This window comes from Streptomyces sp. NPDC048506 (assembly GCF_040651315.1).
Classification (GTDB): domain Bacteria; phylum Actinomycetota; class Actinomycetes; order Streptomycetales; family Streptomycetaceae; genus Streptomyces.
Genome location: NZ_JBEZIX010000003.1, coordinates 17,044 through 40,832, shown reverse-complemented (window position 1 = coordinate 40,832; position 23,789 = coordinate 17,044). Strand labels below are relative to the sequence as shown.

At 69.9% G+C, this 23,789-nt stretch carries 14 protein-coding genes and 3 pseudogenes; 5 read left to right on the top strand and 12 right to left on the bottom strand.

Annotation, left to right across the window (positions count from 1 at the left end):
* The first annotated feature begins 559 nt into the window (after positions 1–559).
* Positions 560–1,357, top strand: coding sequence for a PE-PPE domain-containing protein (locus AB0C96_RS02815; RefSeq protein WP_362912967.1), 798 nt, complete (start codon positions 560–562; stop codon positions 1,355–1,357).
* 63 nt (positions 1,358–1,420) lie between these two features.
* Here AB0C96_RS02815 and AB0C96_RS02810 read toward each other — a convergent pair whose 3' ends face one another.
* The 4 genes from AB0C96_RS02810 to AB0C96_RS02795 all read right to left on the bottom strand — a co-directional run bounded on the left by AB0C96_RS02810 (position 1,421) and on the right by AB0C96_RS02795 (position 4,162).
* Positions 1,421–2,083: a helix-turn-helix domain-containing protein gene (locus AB0C96_RS02810; protein WP_362912966.1), complete on the bottom strand. Its 663-nt coding sequence runs from the start codon at positions 2,081–2,083 to the stop codon at positions 1,421–1,423.
* 231 nt (positions 2,084–2,314) lie between these two features.
* Positions 2,315–3,064: a hypothetical protein gene (locus AB0C96_RS02805; protein ID WP_362912964.1), complete on the bottom strand. Its 750-nt coding sequence runs from the start codon at positions 3,062–3,064 to the stop codon at positions 2,315–2,317.
* Positions 3,057–3,731: a sigma-70 family RNA polymerase sigma factor gene (locus tag AB0C96_RS02800; RefSeq protein WP_362912962.1), complete on the bottom strand. Its 675-nt coding sequence runs from the start codon at positions 3,729–3,731 to the stop codon at positions 3,057–3,059. Before AB0C96_RS02800 ends, AB0C96_RS02805 begins: the two co-directional genes overlap by 8 nt.
* A gap of 233 nt (positions 3,732–3,964) precedes the next feature.
* Entirely contained in the window at positions 3,965–4,162 is a 198-nt protein-coding gene (locus AB0C96_RS02795; protein ID WP_362912960.1) for a hypothetical protein, read from the bottom strand.
* Positions 4,163–5,924: 1,762 nt separating this feature from the next.
* On the opposite strand from AB0C96_RS02795, the gene AB0C96_RS02790 reads away from it, so the two are divergent.
* On the top strand, positions 5,925–6,929 hold the full coding sequence (locus tag AB0C96_RS02790; RefSeq protein ID WP_362912958.1) for a hypothetical protein: 1,005 nt from the start codon (positions 5,925–5,927) through the stop codon (positions 6,927–6,929).
* A gap of 10 nt (positions 6,930–6,939) precedes the next feature.
* Here the strand turns inward: AB0C96_RS02790 and AB0C96_RS02785 are convergent, their stop codons facing one another.
* The 5 genes and pseudogenes from AB0C96_RS02785 to AB0C96_RS02765 form a co-directional block, all read right to left on the bottom strand.
* Positions 6,940–7,815: a DUF4190 domain-containing protein gene (locus AB0C96_RS02785; protein WP_362912956.1), complete on the bottom strand. Its 876-nt coding sequence runs from the start codon at positions 7,813–7,815 to the stop codon at positions 6,940–6,942.
* A 122-nt stretch (positions 7,816–7,937) separates the two neighbouring features.
* Positions 7,938–10,598 (bottom strand): hypothetical protein, encoded by a 2,661-nt coding sequence (locus AB0C96_RS02780; protein WP_362912954.1) that lies wholly within the window; start codon positions 10,596–10,598, stop codon positions 7,938–7,940.
* A gap of 149 nt (positions 10,599–10,747) precedes the next feature.
* Complete coding sequence (locus tag AB0C96_RS02775) at positions 10,748–11,152, bottom strand: hypothetical protein (RefSeq protein WP_362912952.1); 405 nt, start codon at positions 11,150–11,152, stop codon at positions 10,748–10,750.
* A gap of 75 nt (positions 11,153–11,227) precedes the next feature.
* Positions 11,228–11,320, bottom strand: a pseudogene (locus AB0C96_RS02770) (YjbQ family protein); the annotation flags it as partial.
* Positions 11,321–11,389: 69 nt separating this feature from the next.
* Positions 11,390–11,746 (bottom strand): annotated as a pseudogene (locus AB0C96_RS02765) (hypothetical protein); the annotation flags it as partial.
* Between the two features lie 1,908 nt (positions 11,747–13,654).
* Between AB0C96_RS02765 and AB0C96_RS02760 the strand changes: the two are divergent.
* Positions 13,655–14,161, top strand: a complete 507-nt coding sequence (locus AB0C96_RS02760) for an EF-hand domain-containing protein (protein ID WP_362912950.1) — start codon at positions 13,655–13,657, stop codon at positions 14,159–14,161.
* Between the two features lie 325 nt (positions 14,162–14,486).
* Here the strand turns inward: AB0C96_RS02760 and AB0C96_RS02755 are convergent, their stop codons facing one another.
* The gene (locus AB0C96_RS02755) at positions 14,487–15,218 is read right to left on the bottom strand and encodes a hypothetical protein (RefSeq protein ID WP_362912948.1); all 732 of its coding nucleotides are present in this window, start codon (positions 15,216–15,218) and stop codon (positions 14,487–14,489) included.
* Between the two features lie 403 nt (positions 15,219–15,621).
* On the opposite strand from AB0C96_RS02755, the pseudogene AB0C96_RS02750 reads away from it, so the two are divergent.
* A pseudogene (locus tag AB0C96_RS02750) lies at positions 15,622–15,762 on the top strand (IS5/IS1182 family transposase); the annotation flags it as partial.
* A 184-nt stretch (positions 15,763–15,946) separates the two neighbouring features.
* On the opposite strand, the gene AB0C96_RS02745 reads toward AB0C96_RS02750, so the two are convergent.
* Both AB0C96_RS02745 and AB0C96_RS02740 read right to left on the bottom strand, forming a co-directional pair.
* Entirely contained in the window at positions 15,947–16,237 is a 291-nt protein-coding gene (locus AB0C96_RS02745; protein ID WP_362913365.1) for a hypothetical protein, read from the bottom strand.
* Positions 16,234–16,848 carry a ParA family protein gene (locus AB0C96_RS02740; RefSeq protein WP_362912946.1) on the bottom strand — a complete coding sequence of 205 codons (615 nt, stop codon included), beginning with the start codon at positions 16,846–16,848 and terminating at the stop codon, positions 16,234–16,236. Before AB0C96_RS02740 ends, AB0C96_RS02745 begins: the two co-directional genes overlap by 4 nt.
* A 1,252-nt stretch (positions 16,849–18,100) precedes the next feature.
* Here AB0C96_RS02740 and AB0C96_RS02735 point away from each other — a divergent pair.
* Entirely contained in the window at positions 18,101–23,788 is a 5,688-nt protein-coding gene (locus AB0C96_RS02735; protein ID WP_362912944.1) for a DEAD/DEAH box helicase, read from the top strand.
* Position 23,789 lies beyond the last annotated feature (1 nt).

Here is a 23,789-nt window from a genome sequence, read left to right as displayed (position 1 = left end):
CCCCCCGGCGGCCGACGGACGTCGATCCCGAAGCGTCGCCCGGCCGCACCTCGCCGCCGCTGACCTTCCATCGGAGAGCGGGGGATTGCATGGCCACCTCACCGCGCACGACGTACGGCCGCCCTTTCTCGCCGGCTTGCGCCGGACCGTTCCTCACAAGTCGGTGGGATTCTCCGCATTTGACGGCGATATTACATCCGCCAACTGACGTACTCGTTCCGGAACCGGCACCTCCTCCTCCCCCGCGCACATGGCCCGGACCGCCGGCCAAGTGGCCCTCCGGCGAATCGATCTCCACACCGGCTTCCTCCAATATGCCCACCGCACACACCGCACTTTCACGAACACCTCTGTTCGCAGAACGCCCGCCAGCGCTACCTTTGGCGTCGCACTGGGCCGGAACTCCCGTTCCCCCAAGCCAATTCGAGACGAGGTGCACATGCGCAGGGCACGATCGCTACTCGCGTTACTTGTCGCACTGCCCGTCCTGGGGCTGACCACACCGCAAGCCGTCGCGGCCGCCCCACAGGCACGGACCCGGGCCGACTGCCCCAACACGATGATCTTCGAGGTCGGCGGTCACCTCGACGGCGACGCCACCATCTACGACCGCAGCAACGCTGCGCTCCCCGAGGGCGTGTCGTTCACGAAGATCCACTACTCGGCGTCCATCGCCCCGTACCCCGGCGACACCGTGTCGCTGGACGACTCCGTGGCCGAGGGCATCGCCAAACTCGACGCCGCGGTGAAGCAGTTCCACGACGCATGCTCCGCCGGCCACCTCACCATCGCCGGCTACTCGCAGGGCGCGATCGTCGCCGGCGACGAGCTGGCCGCCCTCTCCGCAAGCGACGTCGTCCCCCACGACCAGATCAACGGCGTCCTCTACGGCGATCCCCGACGACCCGGCGTGGACGGCGGCCCGGGCGGCATCGAGACGAACCTGCCGACGATCCTGCCCGGCATGACCATGAAGGGGCCGCGCGGCTTCGGCGACCTGACGGTCAAGGAGATCTGCAACACCAACGACGGCATCTGCTACTCCGAGAACGTGATCACGAACCTGGCCTGCTTCGCCAACGGCGTGGTCGGCTACTTCACCGGCGACCACGGCTACGACATCAACCCGCACGCCGTCTCGGGCGGCGGCGACCAACTCAACCGGCAGGCACCGAAGATCCCGCTCTGCGGCCCGGGGCTGCCGATCCCGAGCAGGACGCCCAACGAGCTGCTCAACGGCGACCGCACAGCGGCCCGGCAGCAGGTGGCCGGATACCGCACGCTGGTCACACCGCTGCTGCCCGCCGACCTGCGGGACCGACTGGCGTACTTCCCCTGGCTCCCCGTGGCCGGCTGAGGGGTGTCCCGAGGGGGTGTCGTCGCACTCCCTCCTGCCCCGTACCGCCGGGCCCCGGGCCGCTCAGCCGAGGAGCCGCACCGCGAGACGGACGAGCGGATCCTCCAGCGCGCACAGGCCCTTCGGGTCGTCCGCGACCAGGTGCGCGGTCACCAGGTGCGCGGCGGCCGCGACCAGGGCCTCGCAGGCGAAGCGCCGCTCGTCCGCACCGCCCCCGGCCCGCACCTGGAAGATCTCGGCGATGGCGTCCGCGAACCATCGCTGCCACTCCATCCGGCGGGCCATCGCCTCGGGCCCGGCGGCGTACACCTCGACGAGGAACAGCCGCGCAAAGGCGGCCTGTTCGGCGAGGGTCTTCAGGTAGAGGCGCAGCAGCCGGCGGAAGGTCTCGTCCGGGGCGGCCGGCCGGGTCGCCTCCGGGGAGTCGGCCGCCGGCTGCCGGGCGACCTCCAGCAGGCCCGCCAGCCGCTTCGTGGCGGCGTCCAGGGCCTGGACGAAGCAGTCCTCCTTGGAACGGAACTGCTGGTAGAACGTCTCCCGCGACACCCCGGCGCGCCGGATGATCTCGGCGACCGAAGTCCCCACGTACCCCTTGTCCTTCATCGCCTCCGCGGTGGCGGTCAGCATGCGCATCCGCTGCGACGCGACCACCTGTTCCCGGCTGAGGTGGTGCCGGCCGCTGGGCAACGGCCCGGGCCGGGCGACCTTCCGCAGGGACTCAACCACCTGTGCCTCCACACACCATCGGACCGGGCTCAAGGCGCCGGGCGGCGATCGCCTCGACCGACATCCGATAGTGCCCGACCGGCAGCGGGAACTCGACATCCACGGCCTCGGGTGATCGTGAGCGGTGCGTTGTGGTCGGTGGTCGTGGGCGGTGAGCAGTGGGTGGTGGTCGGTGATCGTATACGGTGCGTTGTGGTCGGTGACCGGTGGGCGAAGAGCGGTGCGCAGTGATCACACCTTTGTGAAGTGCGCGGTCGCCAGGACGCGGCCGTCGGCCGAGGTCACACGGGCACCGGAGAGCGTGGCCTGGTTCACCGGGGCGGAGGCGCCCCAGTAGCCGTACCCGTCGTGCAGGGTGAAGTCGCCGAGTCGGATGGTCGTGCCGTCGGCACGCTCCAACAGGCAGGTGACCTTCCCGTTGTACGGAATGCCGGCGTCGGCGAGGTCGGCGGACATGAACACCCAGCCCGGCTTCCCTGGAAGGACATAGACCTCACCGGCCGGTTGCCGATGCCCCACAGCGGCTCCGGTCAGCTGTCCGTACAGTACCCCCGACCAGGCCCGGGCGGGGTGCGCGGGGCCGGCCACGACGCTTTCGATGGCCGTGCCGAGGGCCCAGCTGCCGAAGCCGAAGCCGAGCGCGAGCACGGCCGCGGCAGCCGCGACCCGCATCCGTAGGCTCCTGCGGAACCCCGCCCGCCGGGCCGCGAAAGCGCGCCCGGTCTCGCGTCCGTCGCGCGCGGCCTGGGCCTCGGTCAGCCGCCGCGCCACCCGGGCCTCGAAGCCGGCCGGCGGCTCGACCTCGGGCAGGAGACCGAGCAACCCGTCGCCGACGAGCACGAGCTGCTCGACGTACTCCCGGCAGTCCGCGCAGCGGTCCAGATGGGCGGCCGCCTCGGCCCGCTCCCGGCCCGAGAGCACGCCCAGCGCCAGCTCGGCACCGGTCTCGTGCAGCTCCTCGCAGGACAGGTGGTCAGTCATGGCCGCCTCGTTTCGGAGACGCGGAAGGCGGATTCGGAGGATGCGCCGACGCGGCGTTCGGATGCGCGGGATGCGCCGACGTGGGGTTCGAACCGGGGGAATCCGGCGACGTGAGGGTGGCCCGCAGTTTCCCCATCGCGGTCCTGATCCGCGTCTTGGCGGTGCCCAGGGGGATGTGCTCCCAGTCGGCGACCTGCTGGGCCGTCATCCCGTAGATGCCCGCCATCACCAGGGCGCGGCCCTGTTCGCCCGGCAGCCGCGCCACCGCGGCCCGCAGGGTGGACGACGCCTCGTCGGCGAGCGCCCGGTCCTCGGGGGTGTCGGTCACCGCGCCCAGGAGCGCGTCGAGGTCCTCGGGGGCCACCGGCTCCGGACGGCGCGCCCGGACGGCGTCGATGGCGAGGTTGTGCGCGATGGTCGTCAGCCACGTCGTCACCGACCCGCGGCGGGAGTCGTAGATCTGCGCGTGCCGCCACGCACGCTCGAACGTCTGCTGGGCGACGTCCTCGGCGAGCTGCGCATCGCGGGTGACCGCGATGGCCACGCCGTAGACGGTGTGCTGGAAACGCCGCACAAAGGTGACGGCGAGCTCCGGGTCGCCGGTGGCCAGACCAGCCAGCAGCGCCTCGTCCGGGATGCGTCCGACCGGGAGCTGCAACCTCTGCATGCCCTTGTGTACGGTCCGCCCCGGCCAGCGGGTTGCCTGGCGGTTACGGAAGACCACGCACCCATTCTCCCTCTTCTCCCTCGGCGCCACCGCCGCTGCATGGACCGCGGCCGCCCGCGCACCGAGCGCGACGGACCCGTCGCACGGCCCCGGTGGGCCGCCCATCGGCGTGCAGAGCGAGCGCGCCGCCCCACTCACGACAGTGCTTCCCGTGGCTTCGGTGGCCGCGCTGGCTACCGCACGCCCACGGACGCGGCCGGGCGGCTGACCGCGGTGGGCGGAGTGCGCGTCATCCCGGCGCCGTACCAGGCGGCGAAGGCAACGAGGAACATTTCGGTGACGACGGACAGCGCTCCGTAGGGGGGCTCCCAGCCTTCTTCCTTGTAGTCCGGCAGCCCGGCGGTGCGGGACAGCGCGAAACCGAGAACCATGCCGCCACTGACCAGGGCGCCCAGCAGCCAGGCCGGTACGGGGTTCCGCCGCGCGAGACCGGCGGCGGCGAGGAGCAGCGCAATGCCGCCGACCAGGAACAGTACTTACTCCCACGTACGCCACTTCCTTGAGGTGTTCGGGGACGAGAAGAAGGTGGACCACGGCGCTGATGAGCCCGCAGACGGCAGCAGCCCCCCGGTAGCGAAGCGTCGACCGGACGAGAAGACATCGGAGCCTCCGGGAATTCACCGGACCGGATCTACCCGGTGTACGTAACGAGCCCGGCGAATGGTTCATGATCGTCCCCGCGGCGTGCCGGCCCCGGGCCGGACGGAACCGCGCACTGCGCGGTGGCCCCCGGCAACGGCACGTGACGCATCGGATCCCGGACCGGCCTACGGTGCCCGCTCCGCGCCTGCGGAGGGGTCGACCGCCGTCCGACGCAGGCCGTGCGGCAACATCCCGTCGAACTGCGCTGCGAGCCGGACGAGCGGCGGGCGGGCGCCCGGGTCGGGGTCGAGGCAGCCGTCGATCCCCGCGGGGAAGGCGCGGGGAAGGCGCCGGTGAGCGGCGACGGACGGGGCCCGCTCGCCCAGAAGGTGCCGATGCCCGGCGGGGCGGGACCGGGTGGGCGGGCGGTGCTCAGGTCGAGCACCTTCGCGCGCCGGCAGCCGACCACGATGTTGGCCGGCTTCAGGTCCAAGTGCAGCAGGCCGTTGCCGTGCAGGTAGTGCAGCGCCGAGCACAGGTGCAGACCCGGGAGGGCGAGGTCGTCGGCGGGCCAGACGGCGCCACCGGCGGTCGATGAGGCGCGACAGCGTCTCCCCGGTGAGCGTCTCCAACACCGCGGAGGGCTCCGGGGATTCCCCCGTCTCGTAGCCGCGGACCAGGTGGGGGTGGGTGAACGTCCGGAGCCAGCGGTCCTCCTGCAACAACCGCTCGCAGGGGCACGATGACGAGCGCGAGGACCGTCAGGTCCCACTGGAGGTAGAACAGCACCGTCGACGACGGGCGCCAGCACGACGAAGGCCAGGATCACCACCAGCCAGCGTCGGCCGCCCCGGGGAGCGTTTGCCGGTGCGCTGCTCATATCGCCTCACCGACTGCTTGCGGCCGGGCAGGGCTGCCCGGCCGCTGACAGGCACGAAGTGCTCAGTACCTCCCTCCATGGCCCCTGCTGTGGCCATGGCCGTGGTCGTGACGCCGACGACGGCGCCGACGCCGGATGTGGTCTTGTGCGCTTGAGTCCCGGCGCCTGCCCATCGTCAAGCGATCACGATGGCTACGGCCCAGCGCGGGAGTCAGGATTTCGAAGACTCCCAAGGCTCTTCCTTCCTCGCGAACCCCCCTTGAACCATCCATCAATCACGTATACGGAACAAACTCCAAAAAGGATTCAACCGAGTTCTCGCCACAGGCCGACACCGACCGACGAGCACGCTGCGCGACGGTCGACAGCCCTGCGCACAGCCCCGCATCCGCACGCCCGGACCGGCGTGCGTCCCCACCTCGCCGTGCCATGAGCCCGCCCAACCGCCCAACCGCCCAAGCCTCACGAGGCCCGCCCAAGCCCACCGAGCGCCACCCGGATACGCTCCAACTGTCTTTCCCATCACGTCAGTTGGCACCGCACCGCAGCCCGCCGACGAGCCTGCAACGCGACCGGAAGGGGAACCAGTGGCCCACCCCCGCGCATTACCTCGCCGAGTCCCACCCCGTGGAGGACGCTCCGCCCGCCGCGACATGACAGCACGACCACCCATGGCGGCCTTTCTGCGTCGGGCGGTCTGCGCGGCAGGCCTGGTGTCCGCGCTGACACTCACCGCCCCACCGGCTTCGGCGCTCACGCCCCGGGAACCGGCGGCCACGGCCCACGCCGCCACAGTCGTCACGTCACCCACCGCCGCGCCGTTGGAGCGGTGTGCCCGGCAGGCGCACACGGAGGTGTTCCGGAAGGGCGGCCCACCGCTGCTCGACTGGCGGGAGAACCTGGAGTTCGACGGGCGCGGCACGCTCTGGGTCTCGCACGTCACCCGGCACCGGGTCGAGGGGTACGCACCCGACGGAACGCTCAGGACCAGCGTTCCGGTGAACGGCCCCGGCGGCATCCGGCGCGGCCCCGACGGCATGATGTACGTCAACTACGGCGTGAATCCACTGACTTCAGCGATCTCGGGCGGCGGCATCATCCGCTTCGACCCGACCGCGGCCGCACCGAAGCCGGTCAAGGTCGTGGACGGCGTGTCCGGCATCAACGGCCTGGCCATCGACGCCGACGGCAACTTCTACCTCAGCCGCGAACTGGCCACCGGCGTCCTCAAGATACGCCCGGACGGCACGAGGGACGAGAAGTGGACACGGGCCGCGAACGTCTTCGGCACCAACGGCCTGCACATCGCCGGTGACCAGCTGTACGCGAGCGTCATCACCGACGCCACCTCTCCCGTCGTACGGATCCCCCTCGACGACCCGGCGCGGCACACCACGGTCGCCACTCTCAGCCCGCACCCCTTCGGCATCAAGCTCCTTGACGACCTCACCGTCTTCGACGGCAAGCTGATCGTCACCTCCTTCCGGGACGGCGAACTCATCCAGGTGGATCCTGCCACCGGCCGTTCCTGCACCCTCGCAGCCGGCCTGCGCATGCCCACCAGCGTGCGGCTCGCCCGTGGCTTCGGTGAGCACAGCGCACAACACGCCCTGTTCGTCTCCGAAGCCTCCGGCCGCATCATGAAGGTCACCGTTCCGCGGCCCGGGACCGACTGAGCACCCTCCGTCAGGCGGTGGGGCCGCTCCAGTAGGCGTCGTCCCACCGCATCGCGTCGGGGCTGAACTCGACCTCGATCCGGTCGGCGGCATCGGGCGGCAGCGAGAAGGCGTACTTCCCCACGGCTTCCTTGCCGGGGAGGACGTAGCCGGTGATCACCTTCTGTCGCCCGCTTCCGTCGATCACCAGCTCCGTCGACGCGCCGTCGGCGTCGTTGACGCTGGGCAGTCCGGTCTCGACGGAGATCCGCTTGCCGCCGGTGTTGACCACCGTGACCGTGATCTGGACGGCCTTGTTGCCCTTGGCGTGGCCGAGGACGAATCCGTCCGGGACGAACGGCTCCGGCTTGGCGACCGTCACCTTCAGACCGTTGCCGAAGGTGTACGGCTTGCCGAAGGACAGGTGCCGGGCCTTCTCGGCGGCAGCGGCCGACTCCTTGGCCTTCTTGGTCTTCGCGCGGGCGTCGTCGGTGATCTCACGGGCGCGGTCGGCGGCCCCCTTGACCATCACGACCGTCAACACCCCCGCCCCCAGGGCCAGTAGCAGACCGACGATGCCCAGGATGACGCCACTGAGCGCCATGGCCCTGTTGGTGGCCCGGCCGCTGCGCACCTGGCTCAACCCGATACCGCCGAAGACCACGGCCAGCAGGGCCGGCAGCCAGGACACCCAGAACAGGATGACGAACAGGCCGAGGCCGACGCCGACGAGACCGAGGACCAGAGCGGTGACGGGCATGCCGTTGGAGGGCTGCGAGGTCCAGGCCGGCGGCGGGTACGGCGCCCGGTCCACAACACTCTCGGTGGTCGGCGGGGCCCACGGGTCGCGGTCCTGCGGCGCCGGGTCCCCGGTCGTGGGGCCGTCGGGAGAGGCGGGCGTGGTCATGCGAACCCTTCAGCCGAAACGCTCAGTGAATTTCCGACCATACCAGGAGCTTTACATTTTGATTACCCGCGCGTAGGCCCTCGCCGCCGCGCCTGCGCACCGCCGTACCGTGCGGCGGAAACTCAGTCGGAGTCGAACTGCTCTTCCCACAGGGCAAAGCTCTCCGGCTGGAGGCCGAAGGCGCTGTACTCCTTCAGCGCCGCATCGATCTGCGGTGGCAGGGAGGACATCAACCCGAGGTCGCAGACCAGGCGCCACCCCGTGTCGCGTGCCTGTCGTTGAGCGGTGGTCAACGCATCAGGTCGCAGGCGGACCTTGAGGAGGCGTCGTCCCGTGGTGACACCGCGGTGCGTGAAGCCGTGCAACGCGATCTCCTCGACGTGCCTCCACTCGAAGCGGGCGGAGTACCGGCGGGACCGACACTGCAAGGTGTCGCGGTTCAGGCGCAGATCGACGACGTAGGGCGGCAGGACCCACGTGATCGCGGTCAGCAAGCACCCTGCGAGCAGCAGACCAGGTCCGATCAGCCACCAGACGCCGCCGTACATCGAGCAGACCAGCGTCATGATGATCGCGGAGGTGACGCTCCGCTTCAGCGGCACGAGGTTGGTCCTGCGCACGCGCAGCCGGAAGGCGATGCCCGCGTCGCTGGTGTGTGTGATCGCATCGGGCGGCATCATGTCCCCGCCGACCGCCCGCCGACGGCGTCTCGCGCCGTAGGAGGTGGTATCCGCCAACCGCTCCTGAAGGCGGATGTTGCGGAACTGGTAGACGCCGCCGATCTGCCGTAGGACGCCCTGCCGGTGCGCGTCGGACAGATAGCGCAGCAGGGACCACGGGGCCCGACCGGTCAGCGCCAGAATCGTCCGGCCGAGCAGCCAGCGACTCCAGGGGCTGATGAGCACGAGCATCATGGACGCGCCGAACCACGCGGCGATGCCGGCGGACAGCGCGTACGTACCGGAGAACGACAGGTGCGTGACCCCGACGCCGAGCCCCGCGACCGGCCCGATGACGGCGACCCCGAGCAGTACGGCCGCGTGCTCGCTCCGCATGAGGATCCGCGGCGTCGTCGCCTCTTCGCCGGGGTCGGACGGCGCCGCGTACATCACGGCGAGCACGAGGCAGAGGACCGGACAGAGCCCTCCGCAGATCCGTGCGGCCACCGGGCCGTCGGACGTCACCGCCCACAGGCTCGTCGCCAGGGCGGGGCCACCCATGAACGACGCCGCCAGCATGCCCTTCCAACCGGTGGACCGAACCGCTGAGCGCAGCGCCGCACCTGGACGTAGGAGGTTGATGCGCCGTCTGGGCTCGCCGAACCGGAGGTCGGTGAACCACGTGCGGACCGCCAGTTGGGCACCGAACCCGATGAGCACCCCGGCCCCGTAGGCCGCCGGGGCCAACAACGCTCCCGCCACGCTCGGTTCGCCGGCGATCTGCCAGACCACCCGGCCGGCCAAGATCGACAGCTGGAGTGCCACGTACCCCGCCAGCCCCAGCAGGGGCAGCGCGGCCACCCGGGCCAGCGCGGTCGCCTCGTGCAGTCGCCACCACGCCAGATCCGGCGTGCCGGTCCGGGCGAGGTGGTCGGCCAGTCCCTCGGCGTACTTCTGTGCGCGGTGGACCGGCCAGCGACGCGGCGGTTCCCAACGGTCATCGGACGGGACCTCGCCGTCGAACGCGGCAGGAACGAACCGGTCCAGCAGATGGTCCTCAATGGCCTGCCGTGTGGGAAACACCGCCGGATCGGCGAGTTCGGACGGTTCGGTCGCCGGGTCCGCATAGACGGTGCGGGCCAACCAGAGCATTAGCGGCGTCGACAGGGCCAGGGCCGCCGGGCCGGTCGGCGTGGACCGCATCCGGTCGAAGAGCGGTTGCCATCGCGGTCGCAGGCGGGGCGCCGTACTGCTGGCAAGGTAGATCACCGCATCGTCGGCACCGACCGGCTGGGCCTCCAACACCGCCGTCGACCTGAGCATGACATCGCGCGCCGGGCCTTCGAACGCCTCGGTCCGCGAGGTGAGGATCAGTGGCCTGCCGTCGTAGAGCGCCCGGTTCAGTGCGTGCAGGGCCGAGGCCCGGCGCGCGGGCGGCATCTCGTCCAGGCCGTCCACCACCGGCAGCACCACGGATCCGGCGCGCTTCCACAGCTCGGCGGCCGGATGCTGCCCCGCGATGCGCGGAAGCCCGGGGTAGTCCGCCGCGAGCCGCCGGACGAACCACGCGTCGAACGTCTCGCGCTCCGGGTCCCATGACGCCATGGACATCGGCACGGGCACCGGCAGTTGTCGCACACTCCGGCCCGGCCCACTGCCGCCCGACGGCACGAGCCGTCGCTTGAGCAGCTCCAGAGTGAGCAGGATGGCCAGCGCGGTCTTCCCCGACCCGGCACCGCCCAGGATGACCAGCCGCCGCTGCGGCAGGTCCAGGAACCCTTCGACCATGTCGGCGACTTGATCACCGTGTGCGGCATCGGTGGTCTCGGCGAACTTCGCGCGTCGCGCCCACTGGATGCGCGGTTTCCACCGCACGGCCAGCGTCGGCCGGTCGCCCCCGATGTCCCAGACCTTGGCCTCCTCGCGCCACTGCCGGAACACGGCCTCGGCCAGTGCGCGCGTCGCCGTTTCCTCCACCGTCTCGGCCGGCGGGACGTGGAAGTGGATGCCGCCGTAGTTGTCCCGGAACTGCACCACGATGTCGGCGCTGCCGTTGAAGACGTTGTGGAAACCGCCGCCGAAATCCCCGCTGAAATCCCCGCCCGCCGCGCCCCGTTCGGTCATCGGCCCCCCAAAGGTCGCCTCTGCCTCGATGGGACACATCGTATATATGAAGCCCCTACAGTGGCTTGCCTTTCAACGGCCGTGCCGATAGCCACGACTGAGGGACCCTCAGCGCTCGCTCCGGCGTCGGGAGAGGGCCCACCGCGGCGTTACTGCGTACCGAAGGTGATGTTGCCGCTGAAGTCGCCACCCTGGATGAGAGTGGTGACCGTGCCGCTGTTGGTGTTGTGCACGGACGGCCCGTCGTGCGCGCCCGGGTCCGCCACCGCGCTCCGCAGGTCACGGACGAGTCCGAGGAGAGCAGGCCGTTCGGCCAGGACGGCGGCGAGGTAGCCGGCCCAGTACGCCCGCAGCAGGGCCTGGTCGCCGTCTGCGTCGCCGCTGGTGATCTCGGCGGCCTGGGCGTGCGCGGCGTCCAGACGCTCTTCGATCGCGGCCTGCGGTTCCCGGGTCTCCCGACTCCAGCGACGGGCCAGCGCGGTGCGTACCCGCGTCCAGCCGTCCGCGAGGATCGCCGTCACCAGGGACTGCGCACCGGGCAAGATCACTGTCATCGGGTCCATGAGCCGATCACACACCTCTGGAAGCGAGTTGCCGACCGCGGCTGCGCACCCCCAGGGCGATCTCGGTCAGCCCAGGAAGCTCAGCCGCACCTCCCGGTTGGGATTATCCACGTTCGTGTCCGCCAAACCCCGTTGAGGTGAACCGAGCCTCATGCGGCCCTCACACCTGACGGGCGACCAGGACCGAGTGGCTGGCGGCGGTCGCCCGTCGGTCGGGATTCCTGGCTGTCAGTAGCCCCCGCCCCGCCGGTTGGGGTCGAACTGCCGGACCCTCGAGGCGAGATTGGAGCCGTCCGCGGCGACGCCGTACTGCTTGCGGACGTACCCGATTGCGGCGGCGATCGAGGCCACGGGGTCGTAGATGTTCACCGACGTACCGGGGGCGTGGCGTGTGGCGAATGTCTGCGGAATGCACTGTAGGACACCGCGGGAACACTGGAACGGGGCCAAAGAGCCGTTCATCTTCCGGGGTATGCCATCCTTCCGGACACCGTCTCCGAAGTCGTGGACCGCACTGAAGCCATGCGGTGTGATGGCGTTGGTGTCCCACAGATTGCAGACGTTGGGATTTCCGGAAGACTCGCGCGCGGCGGCGGTCTTGATGCCCCGTATCCAGTTGTGGTTCGCGGGTACTCCGGCCGCCGAACACGCCTGAGTGATCCAGTCCTCCAGGGTGCCGCCGCTCACATGCCGGTTGAACGTCACGTCCTTGGGGTCGATCACCCCTGCCCCGCTGACACCCGCGCCGGCCGGCAGCCCGCTCGCAGGCGAACCGACATCGACCTGGAACAGTCCCGAACGCTGCCCGAGTTCTCTCAGCGACTGCTCGCCCGGGCTCCCGGTGGCGTCGTCGCCGGTGAGATTCAGCACCGTACGACGAAAATCGTCGTAGAGAGACTGCGTGGCCTGCTCGAAGATTCCGGGTGCGTCGGCCACCACCGTGTGCATGACCTTCTTCAGTCCGTCCTGCACCAGAGCCACATCGGCCTTCGTGCTGGCAACCCCGGCCGGCTGCGCCTCTTCTTCCTGGGCGCTGTGCGTCGCGGCCCATTTCACCTGGTTCAGGTTCACCAAGGGCAGCGTGAGAGCCGGAGACACGCCCGCGCGTACGTTGAACAGCTCTGACCGCTTCCCCAGTTCGACCAGCGACTGTGTTCCGGGGGTGCTCATGGCATCCGCCCCGGAATAGCCGAGCTGCTCCCCGCGGAATGTGTCGTAGAGCTTCTGCGTTTCCGCATCGAACACGCCGTGCGGGTCGTCCGGGGCGACGCCCATGACCTTCTCCAGCGCGTCCTGGACCAGCCCCACATCGTCAGCGGGATTGCTGTTGCCGGGCTCCACGGCCCGCTGTTCGTCCGGGGAGTGGGTAGCCGCCCAGATGATCTGGTTCGAGGACACCCACGGCGCGACGGATTCGACGGGCGTCGTAGGGGGCGAACCGGCCGCACTGGACGAGGCGGTGGCCTGGTAGGTGAAGCCGGGCTTGCCCTTCAAGCCGGGATCGGCCGTGACGACACCTTCCGTGAAGGCCGGCAGCCCATAGCCGTAGAGGAAACTGTCCCTACGAGGACGCGTTTTCATATAGACACCGTTGCCTTCGGTCGAACCACTGGCGTTGGTGTTTCCTTCGATCGTATACGCGTTGTCGGCGTCGTACTTGTAGACGAGTCCGACGTGCTCGCCTCCCCCGGGGCCGAAGAACGCCAGCGCACCGATCGCGGGATAGTACGAGAACCTGCCCCGGCTCTTGTACCAGCCGACAGCGGTCACGCAAGAGGCAGTGACCGGAGAGAGGTCCTTCTCATGGGCCTGTTGGAAGGCCCAGGACTGGAACGTCTCGCACCACGCCTGGTTCTGCGACCACTCCAGCCCGGGGACTGCGGGGGAATATTTCTGATGGTTGTTGTAGTGACCGTTCGAGTAACCTTCGCGATACCCTACCTCGGCTCTTTCGATGTCGATGAGTGTGTCTGCCTGGTTCATCGTCTCCCCTTTCCGAACTTCCTTTTCCCCTAGAGCTCGGAGAACAAGTTTCCCGAAATAACAACAACCGAGAAGGCGCTCGAGAAAAACGAAGGAGAAATCAGCAGACGCTCAGCGGGCATGGAGGATTTTCAGGCCGTGAACCCTCCCCACGACCGAGCGCCTCGCCAATGCTCATATAGCCCCGACGCTACCGCTCGTAGTGCGGTGCCGCATCTTGAACTTGGGCGGAACCCAGGCCTCTTGGGGTCTGGAACGTGCGCCGACAGGCGCCGGTACGGGTAGTGCAGCCCCGCACTCCCCCAGCGCCGGGCCAGCCCCAGGAATGTCGAGCAGTTCGTCGACTCCTGGGCCCCGGAAGTCCGGGCCGGTGCCACCAGCAGCCGCTCCACGACCCGACCCCTGTTGGCAAGGGCCACCACGTACGTGCACGTCTCCGATCACCCGTGAGGGGTAGCCGGACGTCCAGTGGCCCGGTGCCGGAACCCGCGGCTGGCAGTCTGTGGCGGTATGACCACTACCGGCAACAACGCACATGCTGCCATCGTTGAAGAATTCCAGCGCATGGACGCCAACGGCGACGGAATCGTCGATCTCGCCGACTTCCTGCGCGCTCCTCGCAAGCTCCTCGCCACCCTCGACATCCCGGAGGACGCCCCCAAGGCCCAGGCCCTGATGCGGGCCAACGAGACTCAGTGGGCCTCCTTCCTCTCCCTGGGCGACGCCGACGGCGATGGGGCCCTGACCTCGGACGAGTACGTGACCACCCGCACCTCCCCCGAGTTCCGTTCCCCGAACCGTCCAGGCAAGGGCGAGGTCTGCCAGTCCCTCTTCGCCGTCCTCGACGGTGACGACGACGGCACCATCAACCAGGCTGAGTTTCTCCGCGCGGCCGACTTCCTGTGTATGCCGGCGGCTGAGGCATCCACCTACTTCGCGACGCTCGACAGCGACAGCGACGGACAGCTGAGCGACAAGGAATTCCTCAAGGCGGTCAAGCGCTTCTACACGAGCTGACCGGATCCCGTGGAGGCCACCCGCCATCGGGGGCCTCCACGGTCTCACCGCTCTACGGTCTCACCGCGACATCGCCCTGACCAAGGAAGCTCAGGCGGACCTGACGGTTGACATCGTCGATATCGGTATCCGCGCAACTCCGTTGGGACAAACCCAGATTGACCGGGTTGCGGACGCGCACCCAGCACCGGTGCCGCGGCCTTCCCCGGCGCATCGCCCCTCTTCCGCACGGAGTCGCCTCAACAGGTCGTCCGAACTCGGTGCGGCCGACCGTGCCCCCTGCCGTCGCATCTGTTCCGGCTCCAGCCCCCTTGGCATCGATCGCCTAGGAGCACCAGAAGAGGAAGCAGGTCCGCGACCGTGTGGGGCGTGGTGCGGGCGCCGGGGTCGACCCCGCGTTCGTGGGTGACGGCTTTGGCCGGGGCGGCTCCTTGGCAGTGGGTCGGGTGGCGGCAGGCGGTGCCGTGGTCGCGGATGCGGGAATCGCAGAGTGGGAGACGGCGACGTCCGATGCCGATGCCGACGGCTTCGCGGCGTGTGACGGACGAGCCGGCTCTCCCGCGGTCCGGCCCGGTGCGGGCTGCGCGGTGGCGGACGCGTCGACGGGCGTGGGCGACGCCTGCGACTCCGTGTGCCGTCCGTGCGTCGGACCAGTGGGCAGCAGTTCCCCCGACAGGCCCGTCGCGACGACGCCGACCAGTACCACCCCACCCGCGACGCCGAGGGCCAGCTTGGCCTTGCCGCCCTTGCGGCGTCGTGCCCGGCGCGGGCCCTTGCCGCGGCGGCGCGTCGCCGACGTCCGGTGGGAGGCGTACGCCTCGTCGCCGTCACCGGGAGCGGCAGCCGCAGCCGCGTCAAAGCCGGTGGCCGTGCCGGGGTCGAAGTCTCCATCGGCCAGGCCGGGTCCGTAGGGCTCGCCGCCCGGTTCGGGAAGGGGCCCTGTCTCGTACGACTCCGGGGGCTCGTACGCCGGCGTCTGCTCGTACGTGTGCGGGGCCCCGAGGCCCCCGCCGTACCCGGGCGTTCCCGTGTGCTCGTAGACCGGCGGCTCGGGCATCAGCGGAACGCCGCTCTGGTAGAGGGGGTGCGGCCGTGCCGGGGGGTACCTGGTGGCTACGCCACCGTGGGCATGGCCACACGTCGGGCACACCTCCGCCCGATCGAGATAGTTCCCGCATCCAACGCAGTAGTCCATGCGGTTGTCCGTTTCCTCCGGTCGCCGCCCCCGTCCCCCCAGATGGCGGCACCCTACTGGCGCGGCGATGTCCGGCCCACCCCACCCCCTCGCCAGGCCCGAGCTATACCGATGCGCCCCCGGTGCGGCACTACGCCCTGCCGATCGCCGGCTTGCCCGGTTGGTCGACAGGGAACGCGTCCCTTCGTGGCCGCGGACCGGGCGATCGGAGAGGGGACGCCGACCGGTCTCAGGCACACAGCCCGAACGGGCTACCGGGGTCCGGCGTGAACGCACCCGGCCGGACCATCTCGGCGACGACACAGCGTGCTCATCACGCCGCAATCGCCGTTACCTGCGGCGTCGCCAGATCAAGCACACCATTCCCGAACGCCGTGAGCAGCAGGCCCACCGGCTTCGATGCGGCGCGCCGTGTTCGCAGGAACGGAGTCGAGCGGCTGCGCAGACACCCGCCGGAACCGACCACCTGCCGAGTGCGACAACAACCTCGTCGTCTCTCCAGGCGCAATCCGGAATGCGGAACACGGCCGGGGCCTGCGCTGCGCGACGGCTACCTCAGGAAGGGCCGCCCTCCCGTGCGAGCCACCTGCTCAGCGACCCGAATCCGGAACCTCACGCGGGGAGGACGCAGCCTGGTCTCCGGGCCGAGAGACCCAACCGGCGGTGGCGGCCAGGGTACGCAGGACGGTCGCGCCGGCGAGCACGACCGAGGAGACCGGCCGTCCCATCCATCGCATCAGATCGCCCCCCAGGTCGGGATCGACCTCGACGGTCACCTGGATGTATCTGCTCTTCAGCGTGGTGACCTTGGTGGATCGGGGTGCCGGGACATCCTGCCCGCGCTGCAATGCGGCGCGGTAGCTCTCCTTGCGCTGGCTCATGCCTCTTCCTGACGCTTAATCAGTTCCTCCGCGAAGTCCATATACGCCGAACCCTTGGCCTGGACCGAGTTCCCGAAAGACTGGGCGTAGAGGTCGAGCCGCGCGATCTGGGTGACCAGCACCTCGAAACCCCGCTCGGTGAGCGCCTCGCGAGCGTCTGCATCGGGCCCGGTGCGCGTGGCATCGGGACGGTTGGTGCGATTGAGCAGTACCGCCGAGCGGGCTGGCTCGGCACGCAGGGACTGCACGTCCGCCATCTCGCCACGGATGGGTGCCATCCGGTCCAGTTCGATGGGGGCGGGGGTCACGGGCACAATCCACTCGCCGGCGTACCTCATGATGCTGCGGGCGATGCGGGGATGGTCCTCCAGCTGGGGCGCATCGAGCACGACGGCCTGCCGGTTGCCGAGGAAGTCGTTCACGCGACGGTGGACGTCCCCCACCGGCAGGGCGATCACCGGAAACGGAAAGCCACTGGCCAGCTCGCTCCAGCGCAGCGCGGAAGCGGCCGGGTCACCGTCGACCAGCAGCGGCGACATACCCGACTCATGGAACGCGTGGGCCAGCCACACAGCACTCGTCGTCTTTCCGACACCGGGCTTGAGATTCACAAAAGCACAACTCAAAGGCACAAGAACTGACAATAACGGGCGCAATCGTCCAGTTTCGGTCGGCACGAGGGCGTGGCCTCGTGGTTCACCCGCAAGCAGTGAGAAACGTCGGACACCCGGTTGTGGTCGCGGCCGACCGTGCGCACCACCGGTTGCCCTTTCCTGCCCCCTCGCTGGACGGCATGCGGCCCCCGCCCATCCGTACCGATTACTCCGCTCGGCCCCCACGGCCGGCCCACGAAGCCTGGCGAACCAGCGCGAAACGTGGACGGCGCGGCAACAGCCACCTGTTCGCGACCCTCGATCGACTCACCCAGGAGACGGCGCCCCGCAAGCCCGAAGGACCACGGCCCCTTGGACGCGCGCCCGCCGCGCGATCAGATGCCGGAACTCGGCGTGGCCGCACACGTGCGGGCGCAGGACCGGTCTCAGCCGATGCTGCCGATGATGCAGGGCAGCGGCCACGCCAGCGTGACTCGCGGGTGAAGCACTGACCAGTTGGATCCGGTCTCCATCACCAGAACCGCCCTCGTCTTCGCCCATCACCCTCGCGGCCAAACCGCTCTAGCCCAGGAAGCTCAACCGCACCTGACGGTTGACATTGTCGATATTGATATCCGCCAACCTCCGTTAAGGCAATCCCAGGCTAACTGGATTGCCCCCACCCAGCGACAATGCGTGGTCGCACCCTCCTGGGATGACCACGGCGGCCAGAGCGCCTGTGAGGTGGCAGCAAATCGCCCCTACCTGGTTGGTCTGGCAGCCCGGCACCCTTCCTGGCATCTTCACGCGCACCGCGAGAGGAGCGCGGCCAGAATCGCGCGCGGAAGCAACCAGTGTTCGCATGATCTGCGGACTACGCCGAGGCCTTACTCAATGGCTGGCAGGCTCCCAGGCCTGGCAGCCAATCGAGCAGGCGCGCGGCATCACACACCAACGGGCACAGAGCTCAAGGGAGAGAAGGCGCCCCAGATCGTGTTGGGAAGGTTCGACGAATCACTGGTCGCCCCGGGCGCAAATGTGATCAACTTAACACTCAGCCAGGGCAAGGGGGCGACGGGTGTCGGATGCGTTGGTTCACCGGTTGGCCGAACTCCTGCGAGTTCGCGGTGCGATGGACTCGGATTCCCTGTTACGGGCTGCCCGCGAGTTCTGGCCCGGAGTAAGCCGCCAGCGTCTGGCGCAACTGGTCCGCACCGCCGAGGGCCTGGGAGCCGTGAGGACGCGTCACGGGGTAGTTGAGGCATGTGCGGTGGCCGGCATCGCGGACGCGGAGAAGGGGGACCAGCGCAAGCCTGGGGTATTGCGAGCGGTGGTGTTGGATGTCGAGGCCGCGGTCCGTGCCAGTGCCCAACATCCTGGTGGGGAGCGTCGGATTTACCAGCTCGGTGCAGTGAGGCTGTCCGCTGATGCGAGATGGGTGGACGAGGCTCCGGAGTTCGAGGGCTGGCTGCGACTGCCGGACCCGAAGTGGGAAGCGCTGATCCGCGGTGTGGACGCCTCGACCCGGTACCACCAAGAAGCCCGGGCCGCCAGTGATGTATTAGGCGATTTCCGGGAGTGGCTCGGGGACGCGGACGTTCTGGTGGCTTTCAACGGCGCGGTCGCGGACTTCAGGTGGCTCGACGCCGAGTGCTCACGAGCGGAGCTTCCCGCTGTCGACGGAGTGCTGCGGGTGGACGCTCTGTACCTGGCGCAGGCGGTGTGGCCGTGGTTGGACTCCTACCGGCTGGGAGACGTGGCCGTGTCCGCGGGAACGGCAGTGCAGGCCGGGCGGCTGCATGACGCTGTGATGGACGCCCGTGTAACCGCACTGGTCGTTAGGGCAGCGGTGCGGGAGGTGGTCGGCTGGTCTGATTCCTGGTGGCGACTCGTGGCATCCGTCGGAGCGGGATCCGCAGCGTGGGCGCTGGTGGCGTCGCTGATGGACCGGAAGCCGGGCGGGACCGTGGACGACGAGAGCGTCGCGGAGTTGCTGGCGGAGGCAGTACGCGAATGGGGCGAGCCTCTGCGCTCGCCGGACGGGGAGAGTCCAGGTTTGGCTGCTCTCCTGCTTCCAGCTCAACTGCTGGGACCTGAGGGGCGGGTAGATCCGCATCGGCTCGCGCTAGCCGTCGCAGCAGGCAGGGATGTGGAGTGGCGACCGGCGCAGCAAGAGATGGCGAGATGGCTCGGCGGGCAGGTCGACGCTGGGCGGGACGGGATGTGCGAGGCGCCGACGGGGACGGGGAAGAGTCTGGCAGTGCTCGGGGTGGCTTTGGACTGGCTGGCGGCCGAACCCGGCCGGCGGGTGGTCGTCTCAACCTTCACACGCCAGTTGCAGGGGCAATTAGCGGGAGATGTGTTGGCCCTGGCACGCGTGGTGCCAGGCCTGGAGTCGCTCGCCGCTGTAGTCAAGGGTCAGCGTAACCGCGTGTCGTTGCGGGCCTTGGTGGCCGCGCTGGTAGACGCGGCCGAGGCGGCTGGCGGGGGGCGGGCTCGACGGACCCGCTTCGTCGGCGACGTGGTATTCCGTGAGGTGCTGGTGTGGTTCCTACGCCGTCTGACGACCGCACGAGGGCGAGCGCAGATGTGGTCGGCACGCAGCGTGGACATACAGGATCTACCGGCGTTCCTGGTCGAGTACGTGCAGGCCGCGTCCGGCGGGGTGCTGCCACTGTGGCTGGCGAGCGTGAGCCAGGAAGCGGAGGACTACCGCCGTGGTTCGGATTCGCCGCTCGCCCCGTGGACGGACTCGGTGGGCGAGGCCGTCGCGGGCCATCGACTGGTGATCGCGAATCATGCCTTACTCCAGGTGCAGGCTGGTGCCTTCGACCGTTCCACCCTGCTGGTGGCCGACGAGGCACACGCGCTGGAACAAGCGGTGACCGTGGCGTCGACGGCACAGGTCGACATCCGCGCGGTGGAGAACCTGTTCGCGGACGCAGAGCGGTGGGTTCGTGATTTCCGGCGCGCCGACGCCTCGGAGTTCTCGAAGCTGCTGCGGGAGGGGCAGCGGCTACTGGAGACCGAGGCGATGCCGCGTGCGGCACAAGGGGTATTCGATGCGGTGGGCGGCGAACCGGGGCGCCGCGTGGCGACGTTGGCGAGTCCATACGGGGGGCTGGTCACGGTGGCCGGTGCCCGTCAGCTGCTGGAGCGGCTTGAGCGGTTGGGCAGCTGGGCTCAGGCGGCGGGCCGGGAGCTGGCCCGGCTGACGGGTCTGCCGGAGGTGCGGCAGGCGCCGTGGTGGGAGCGTGAACGTGTCGCGCTGCTCGTGGCGCGCGTGGCGCTGCTGGCGCAGGAGGCCGCGACGGTGGTGGCGGATGCCCGCGATGTGCTCGGGACGTCTCCGGATGAGGCGGGCACCGCGGATGAGGTGGATGCGGATGACGATGAGGATCTGGAGTGGGACGAGGAGCCTCCGGAGAGTGTGCAGGATCTGGGGGAGGAACCATTGCAGCAGGCTCTTCGTGGCCTGACGGCGGCGGTGGCGAACCGGGTGGTTTTCGCAAGCGAGGGCGGGGAGGTGACCGCTGCGGTGGTAGCGCGCCGCTATCCCTTCTCGGTGTCCTCCGCGCCGATCGAGCTGAGCGCGGATCCGCAGTGGCGTCGGGTCCGTAACAGCTTCGGCCGCATCCTGTATGTGTCGGCGACACTCCAGGTCGCGGGGTCCTGGGCGTTCGTCCGGCAGCGTCTGGGGTTGGGCAGCGAGGTGGACGCGTGCGCGCTGCCGAGTCCTTTCGACGCGTCCCGGCAGGCCCGGCTGCTGTGTTTCGCAGACTTTCCCAGCTGGGCCGAGCACCCGCAGGCTGCCTACCGTACGGTCGCGCACCAGCTGGCGGGGTACGCGCGTCAGGTCGTCCGTGAACGGCACGGGGCCTTCGAGCACGGGGCGCTGGTATTGACGACGTCAACGGCGGCCGCGGAGGCGGTTTCGGAGCGGCTGCTGGAACAGCTCGCCGTGGACGGAGCTTCGCTGCCGGTGGCCGTGGCGCCGCTGCTGGGCAATGCGCGTGCCGCGAGGGAGTTCCGTGACCTGGGCGGCTTCTGCGTGGCCACGCGCGGGATGTGGCAGGGGGTCGATTTCCCGGCGCGTCGGCTGAGCTTGGTGTGGATCAACAAGCTGCCGTTCGCGCCGTTCGCGGACCCGGTGATCGCCGCTCGGCGCGCGGCGGCCGCGGAGCGGGCGAGGGCTGCCGGGGCGGCCGACCCCGAGGCAGCCGCGACGCGTGAGTACTACCTGCCGCTGGCGGCGATGGACCTGCGCCAGGCGGTGGGACGGCTGCTGCGCTCGGTGGATCACCGTGGCGTCGTGGTGATCAGTGACCGCAAACTCGCCGGTGGGACCGCGCTGCGCCGGGCCTACCGCCGGGTCTTCCTGGAGTCGCTGGACCCGGGACTGCTCAATGCCGACCCGCTCACAGGCGAGCCGGCGGGCGGGAACGTCGTGACGATGGCGCAGGGCTGGGAGACGATCTGGCGATTTCTGGCAGAGCAGGGCCGTCTCGACGCGCCGCGCGCCCGCGAGTTGTGCACACCGCGGGCGCTGGAAGAGCACACAGTACTGCCTGCCACGCTCAAGATCCGCAAGGCGGAGCTCAGTGTCCAGGAGGTGGCGCGGGCCCGCAAGGACGGGACGCTCGCCTCGCTGCTGGTCGAGCGGTGCGAGGCGGTCGCCGGATACCTGCGCTTCAAGGATGGCCCGCTAGCGTTGAAACCCGAGCAGCGGGCGGTGGTCCGCGCGGTGGGCGAGAACCGGGACGTGCTCGCGCTGCTGCCCACGGGATTTGGGAAGTCGTTCACTTTCCAGTTGCCGGCGTTGGTGCTCCCGGGGGTGACTGTGGTGGTCTCACCGTTGGTGGCGCTGATGGCCGACCAGGCGCTGGAGCTGTCGTCGGCGGTCGGGGGCGCGGTGCGGGCGCTGGTCGGCCCCATGGCGGAGTCGAACAGCCGCGGAGGGAAGACCGAGGTCGCCGAGCAGCTCCGCGGTCGCCCGCACGGCATCAAGCTGGTGTATGTGTCCCCGGAACGGCTCGCGGACCGCCGTTTCGCAGATCTGCTGCGGGAGGCCGCGCGAACCGGCGTGCTGGAGCGGGTCGCGGTGGACGAAGCGCACACGTTCGTGCAGTGGGGCGACGACTTCCGTCCGAGTTTCCGCCGGGTGGAGGTGTTGCTCGGGGAGCTGAGAGAGCAGTTCGGGGTGCGGGTGACGGCGGTGACCGCGACGGCGAACCGACAGGTGCGAGCCGGGCTTCGGGAGGGTCTGCTCGGTCTGGATGGCGCTGCGGCGGACGAAGAGGCTCTGGTGACGGTGCAAGCGTCGCCGCTCCGTCCCGAGCTGGCGGTCTACCGGCGGGCGATGCGGGCCGGCGGCCCGCAGGCAATCGCCGGGCTCGCCGAGCGGGTCGCCGAAGCGTGCGAGGACCATGCGATCTTCTACTGCCTGACGGTGAAGGAGGTCGAGGCGCTCTACGCCCATCTGCGCGAGTTCGCGGTCCAGGGCGGTCAGCGCGTGCGGCGTTTCCACGGGCGGCTGTCGGAGGCAGAGAAGGCCGCGGTGCTGACGGAGTTCCGGGAGGCGCCGGGCCGCGGTGCGGACGGGTACGCACCGCTGTTGATCGTCGCGACTAGCGCATTCGGGCTGGGGGTGAACCGGCGGGACATCCGCTGTGTGTTCGTGGTGTCGCCGCCCACGGATCTGTCCGCCCTCTACCAACAACTCGGACGCGCAGGCCGGGACCAGGCCGGGCGGGCGCAGAGCGAGGTCGACGCGCCGTCGGCCGGTCTGGCGCTGGGTACGGGGCGTGGGCTGCGGACCGTGGCCTGGCTGGCGGCGCAGGGTCTCTCCCCCGACGTCCTGCGCCGGCTGGGCCACTCGGTTCTGAGAGCCGGTGAGTTGGGGGTCCTCGACACGGAGAGGATCGCAGCCGACTGCATGGCTGCCGATCTCCAGGAGGGGCTACTCCCCGCCCAGCAGGCACAGCAGGCCTCGGTGTGGGACACGTACCGCACCTCCGTGGTACGGGCGCTGGCCGTCCTGGCCTCGCTGGACGCGCTCACCGACCTGGGGGATTTCCCCGAGCGCGTCCGAATCACGCCGATACCCGGCGTCCGGCCGCCGTCCGACCCCGAGTGGGGCCCGGCTGCGGCCGTCGTCGGCGCGCTCGCCGAGCGGCGGCCCGGAACCCACCAGGTGACCGACGTGTACGCACTCCTCCGGGACAGCGGCACGGAAGCGGCCGTGCCCGACCCCGCTGCCGCATGGACCACGCTGGCCGCCCTGCACGATCTGGGAGTGGTCGATGTCTCTCAGGCCGGCAACCGGCGCACCCTGACCGCGGTGCGGGTGACCGATGGCACTCCCTTGCCGGACGCCTTCGACGCGCGCATGCGCGCCGCCCGGGATCGCGCCCGCCAGGACCTGGCTGACCTGCGCAACTGGTACGACACCACCGAATGCGCGACCGCGGCGTTCCAGGTCTACTTCACCGACATCCCGCTCGGTCGCGCCCGTCACGTGTGCGCGACCCCGGCGACCCGCTGCTCGGCCTGCTGGGACACCCACATGTCGGCCGAGACGACACCGCGGCTGCTGCGCGCCCTGAACACCCCGCGGCCACGGCCGGCGGTGCACCGCGACAGCGAACCGTACCGACGCGCGACCGACCAGTGGGTCTACGCCTTGCTCTGGGACAACTACCGAGGACTGGCACCGACGATGATCCGCCGGGTGCTGCGCGGCGAAGAGACCTATCTGTCCCGCCGGGACGGCGTCCGCAGACCGCTGTGGCCGCGCCTGCTGTACCACCGTCTGCGCGGCGTGGATCCCGGGATCCGGTCCACAGACGTGACCGCGGCGCTGCAACGCCTTCACGGCACCGGCCAGGTGCTGCCCACCGAGGACGGGGCCCTGTGGCGGCTACGCCGATACGCCGAGCGCCCCCGGCAGGAGGTGTGAA

Bases quoted from the DNA above. Each gene is read 5' to 3' on its own strand.
- AB0C96_RS02815 (WP_362912967.1), top strand. From the start codon at position 560: ATGATCTTCGAGGTCGGCGGTCACCTCGACGGCGACGCCACCATCTAC.
- AB0C96_RS02805 (WP_362912964.1), bottom strand. From the start codon at position 3,064: ATGACTGACCACCTGTCCTGCGAGGAGCTGCACGAGACCGGTGCCGAG.
- AB0C96_RS02800 (WP_362912962.1), bottom strand. From the start codon at position 3,731: ATGCAGAGGTTGCAGCTCCCGGTCGGACGCATCCCGGACGAGGCGCTG.
- AB0C96_RS02795 (WP_362912960.1), bottom strand. From the start codon at position 4,162: ATGGTTCTCGGTTTCGCGCTGTCCCGCACCGCCGGGCTGCCGGACTAC.
- AB0C96_RS02790 (WP_362912958.1), top strand. From the start codon at position 5,925: ATGGCGGCCTTTCTGCGTCGGGCGGTCTGCGCGGCAGGCCTGGTGTCC.
- AB0C96_RS02785 (WP_362912956.1), bottom strand. From the start codon at position 7,815: ATGACCACGCCCGCCTCTCCCGACGGCCCCACGACCGGGGACCCGGCG.
- AB0C96_RS02780 (WP_362912954.1), bottom strand. From the start codon at position 10,598: ATGACCGAACGGGGCGCGGCGGGCGGGGATTTCAGCGGGGATTTCGGC.
- AB0C96_RS02775 (WP_362912952.1), bottom strand. From the start codon at position 11,152: ATGACAGTGATCTTGCCCGGTGCGCAGTCCCTGGTGACGGCGATCCTC.
- AB0C96_RS02760 (WP_362912950.1), top strand. From the start codon at position 13,655: ATGACCACTACCGGCAACAACGCACATGCTGCCATCGTTGAAGAATTC.
- AB0C96_RS02755 (WP_362912948.1), bottom strand. From the start codon at position 15,218: ATGCCCGAGCCGCCGGTCTACGAGCACACGGGAACGCCCGGGTACGGC.
- AB0C96_RS02745 (WP_362913365.1), bottom strand. From the start codon at position 16,237: ATGAGCCAGCGCAAGGAGAGCTACCGCGCCGCATTGCAGCGCGGGCAG.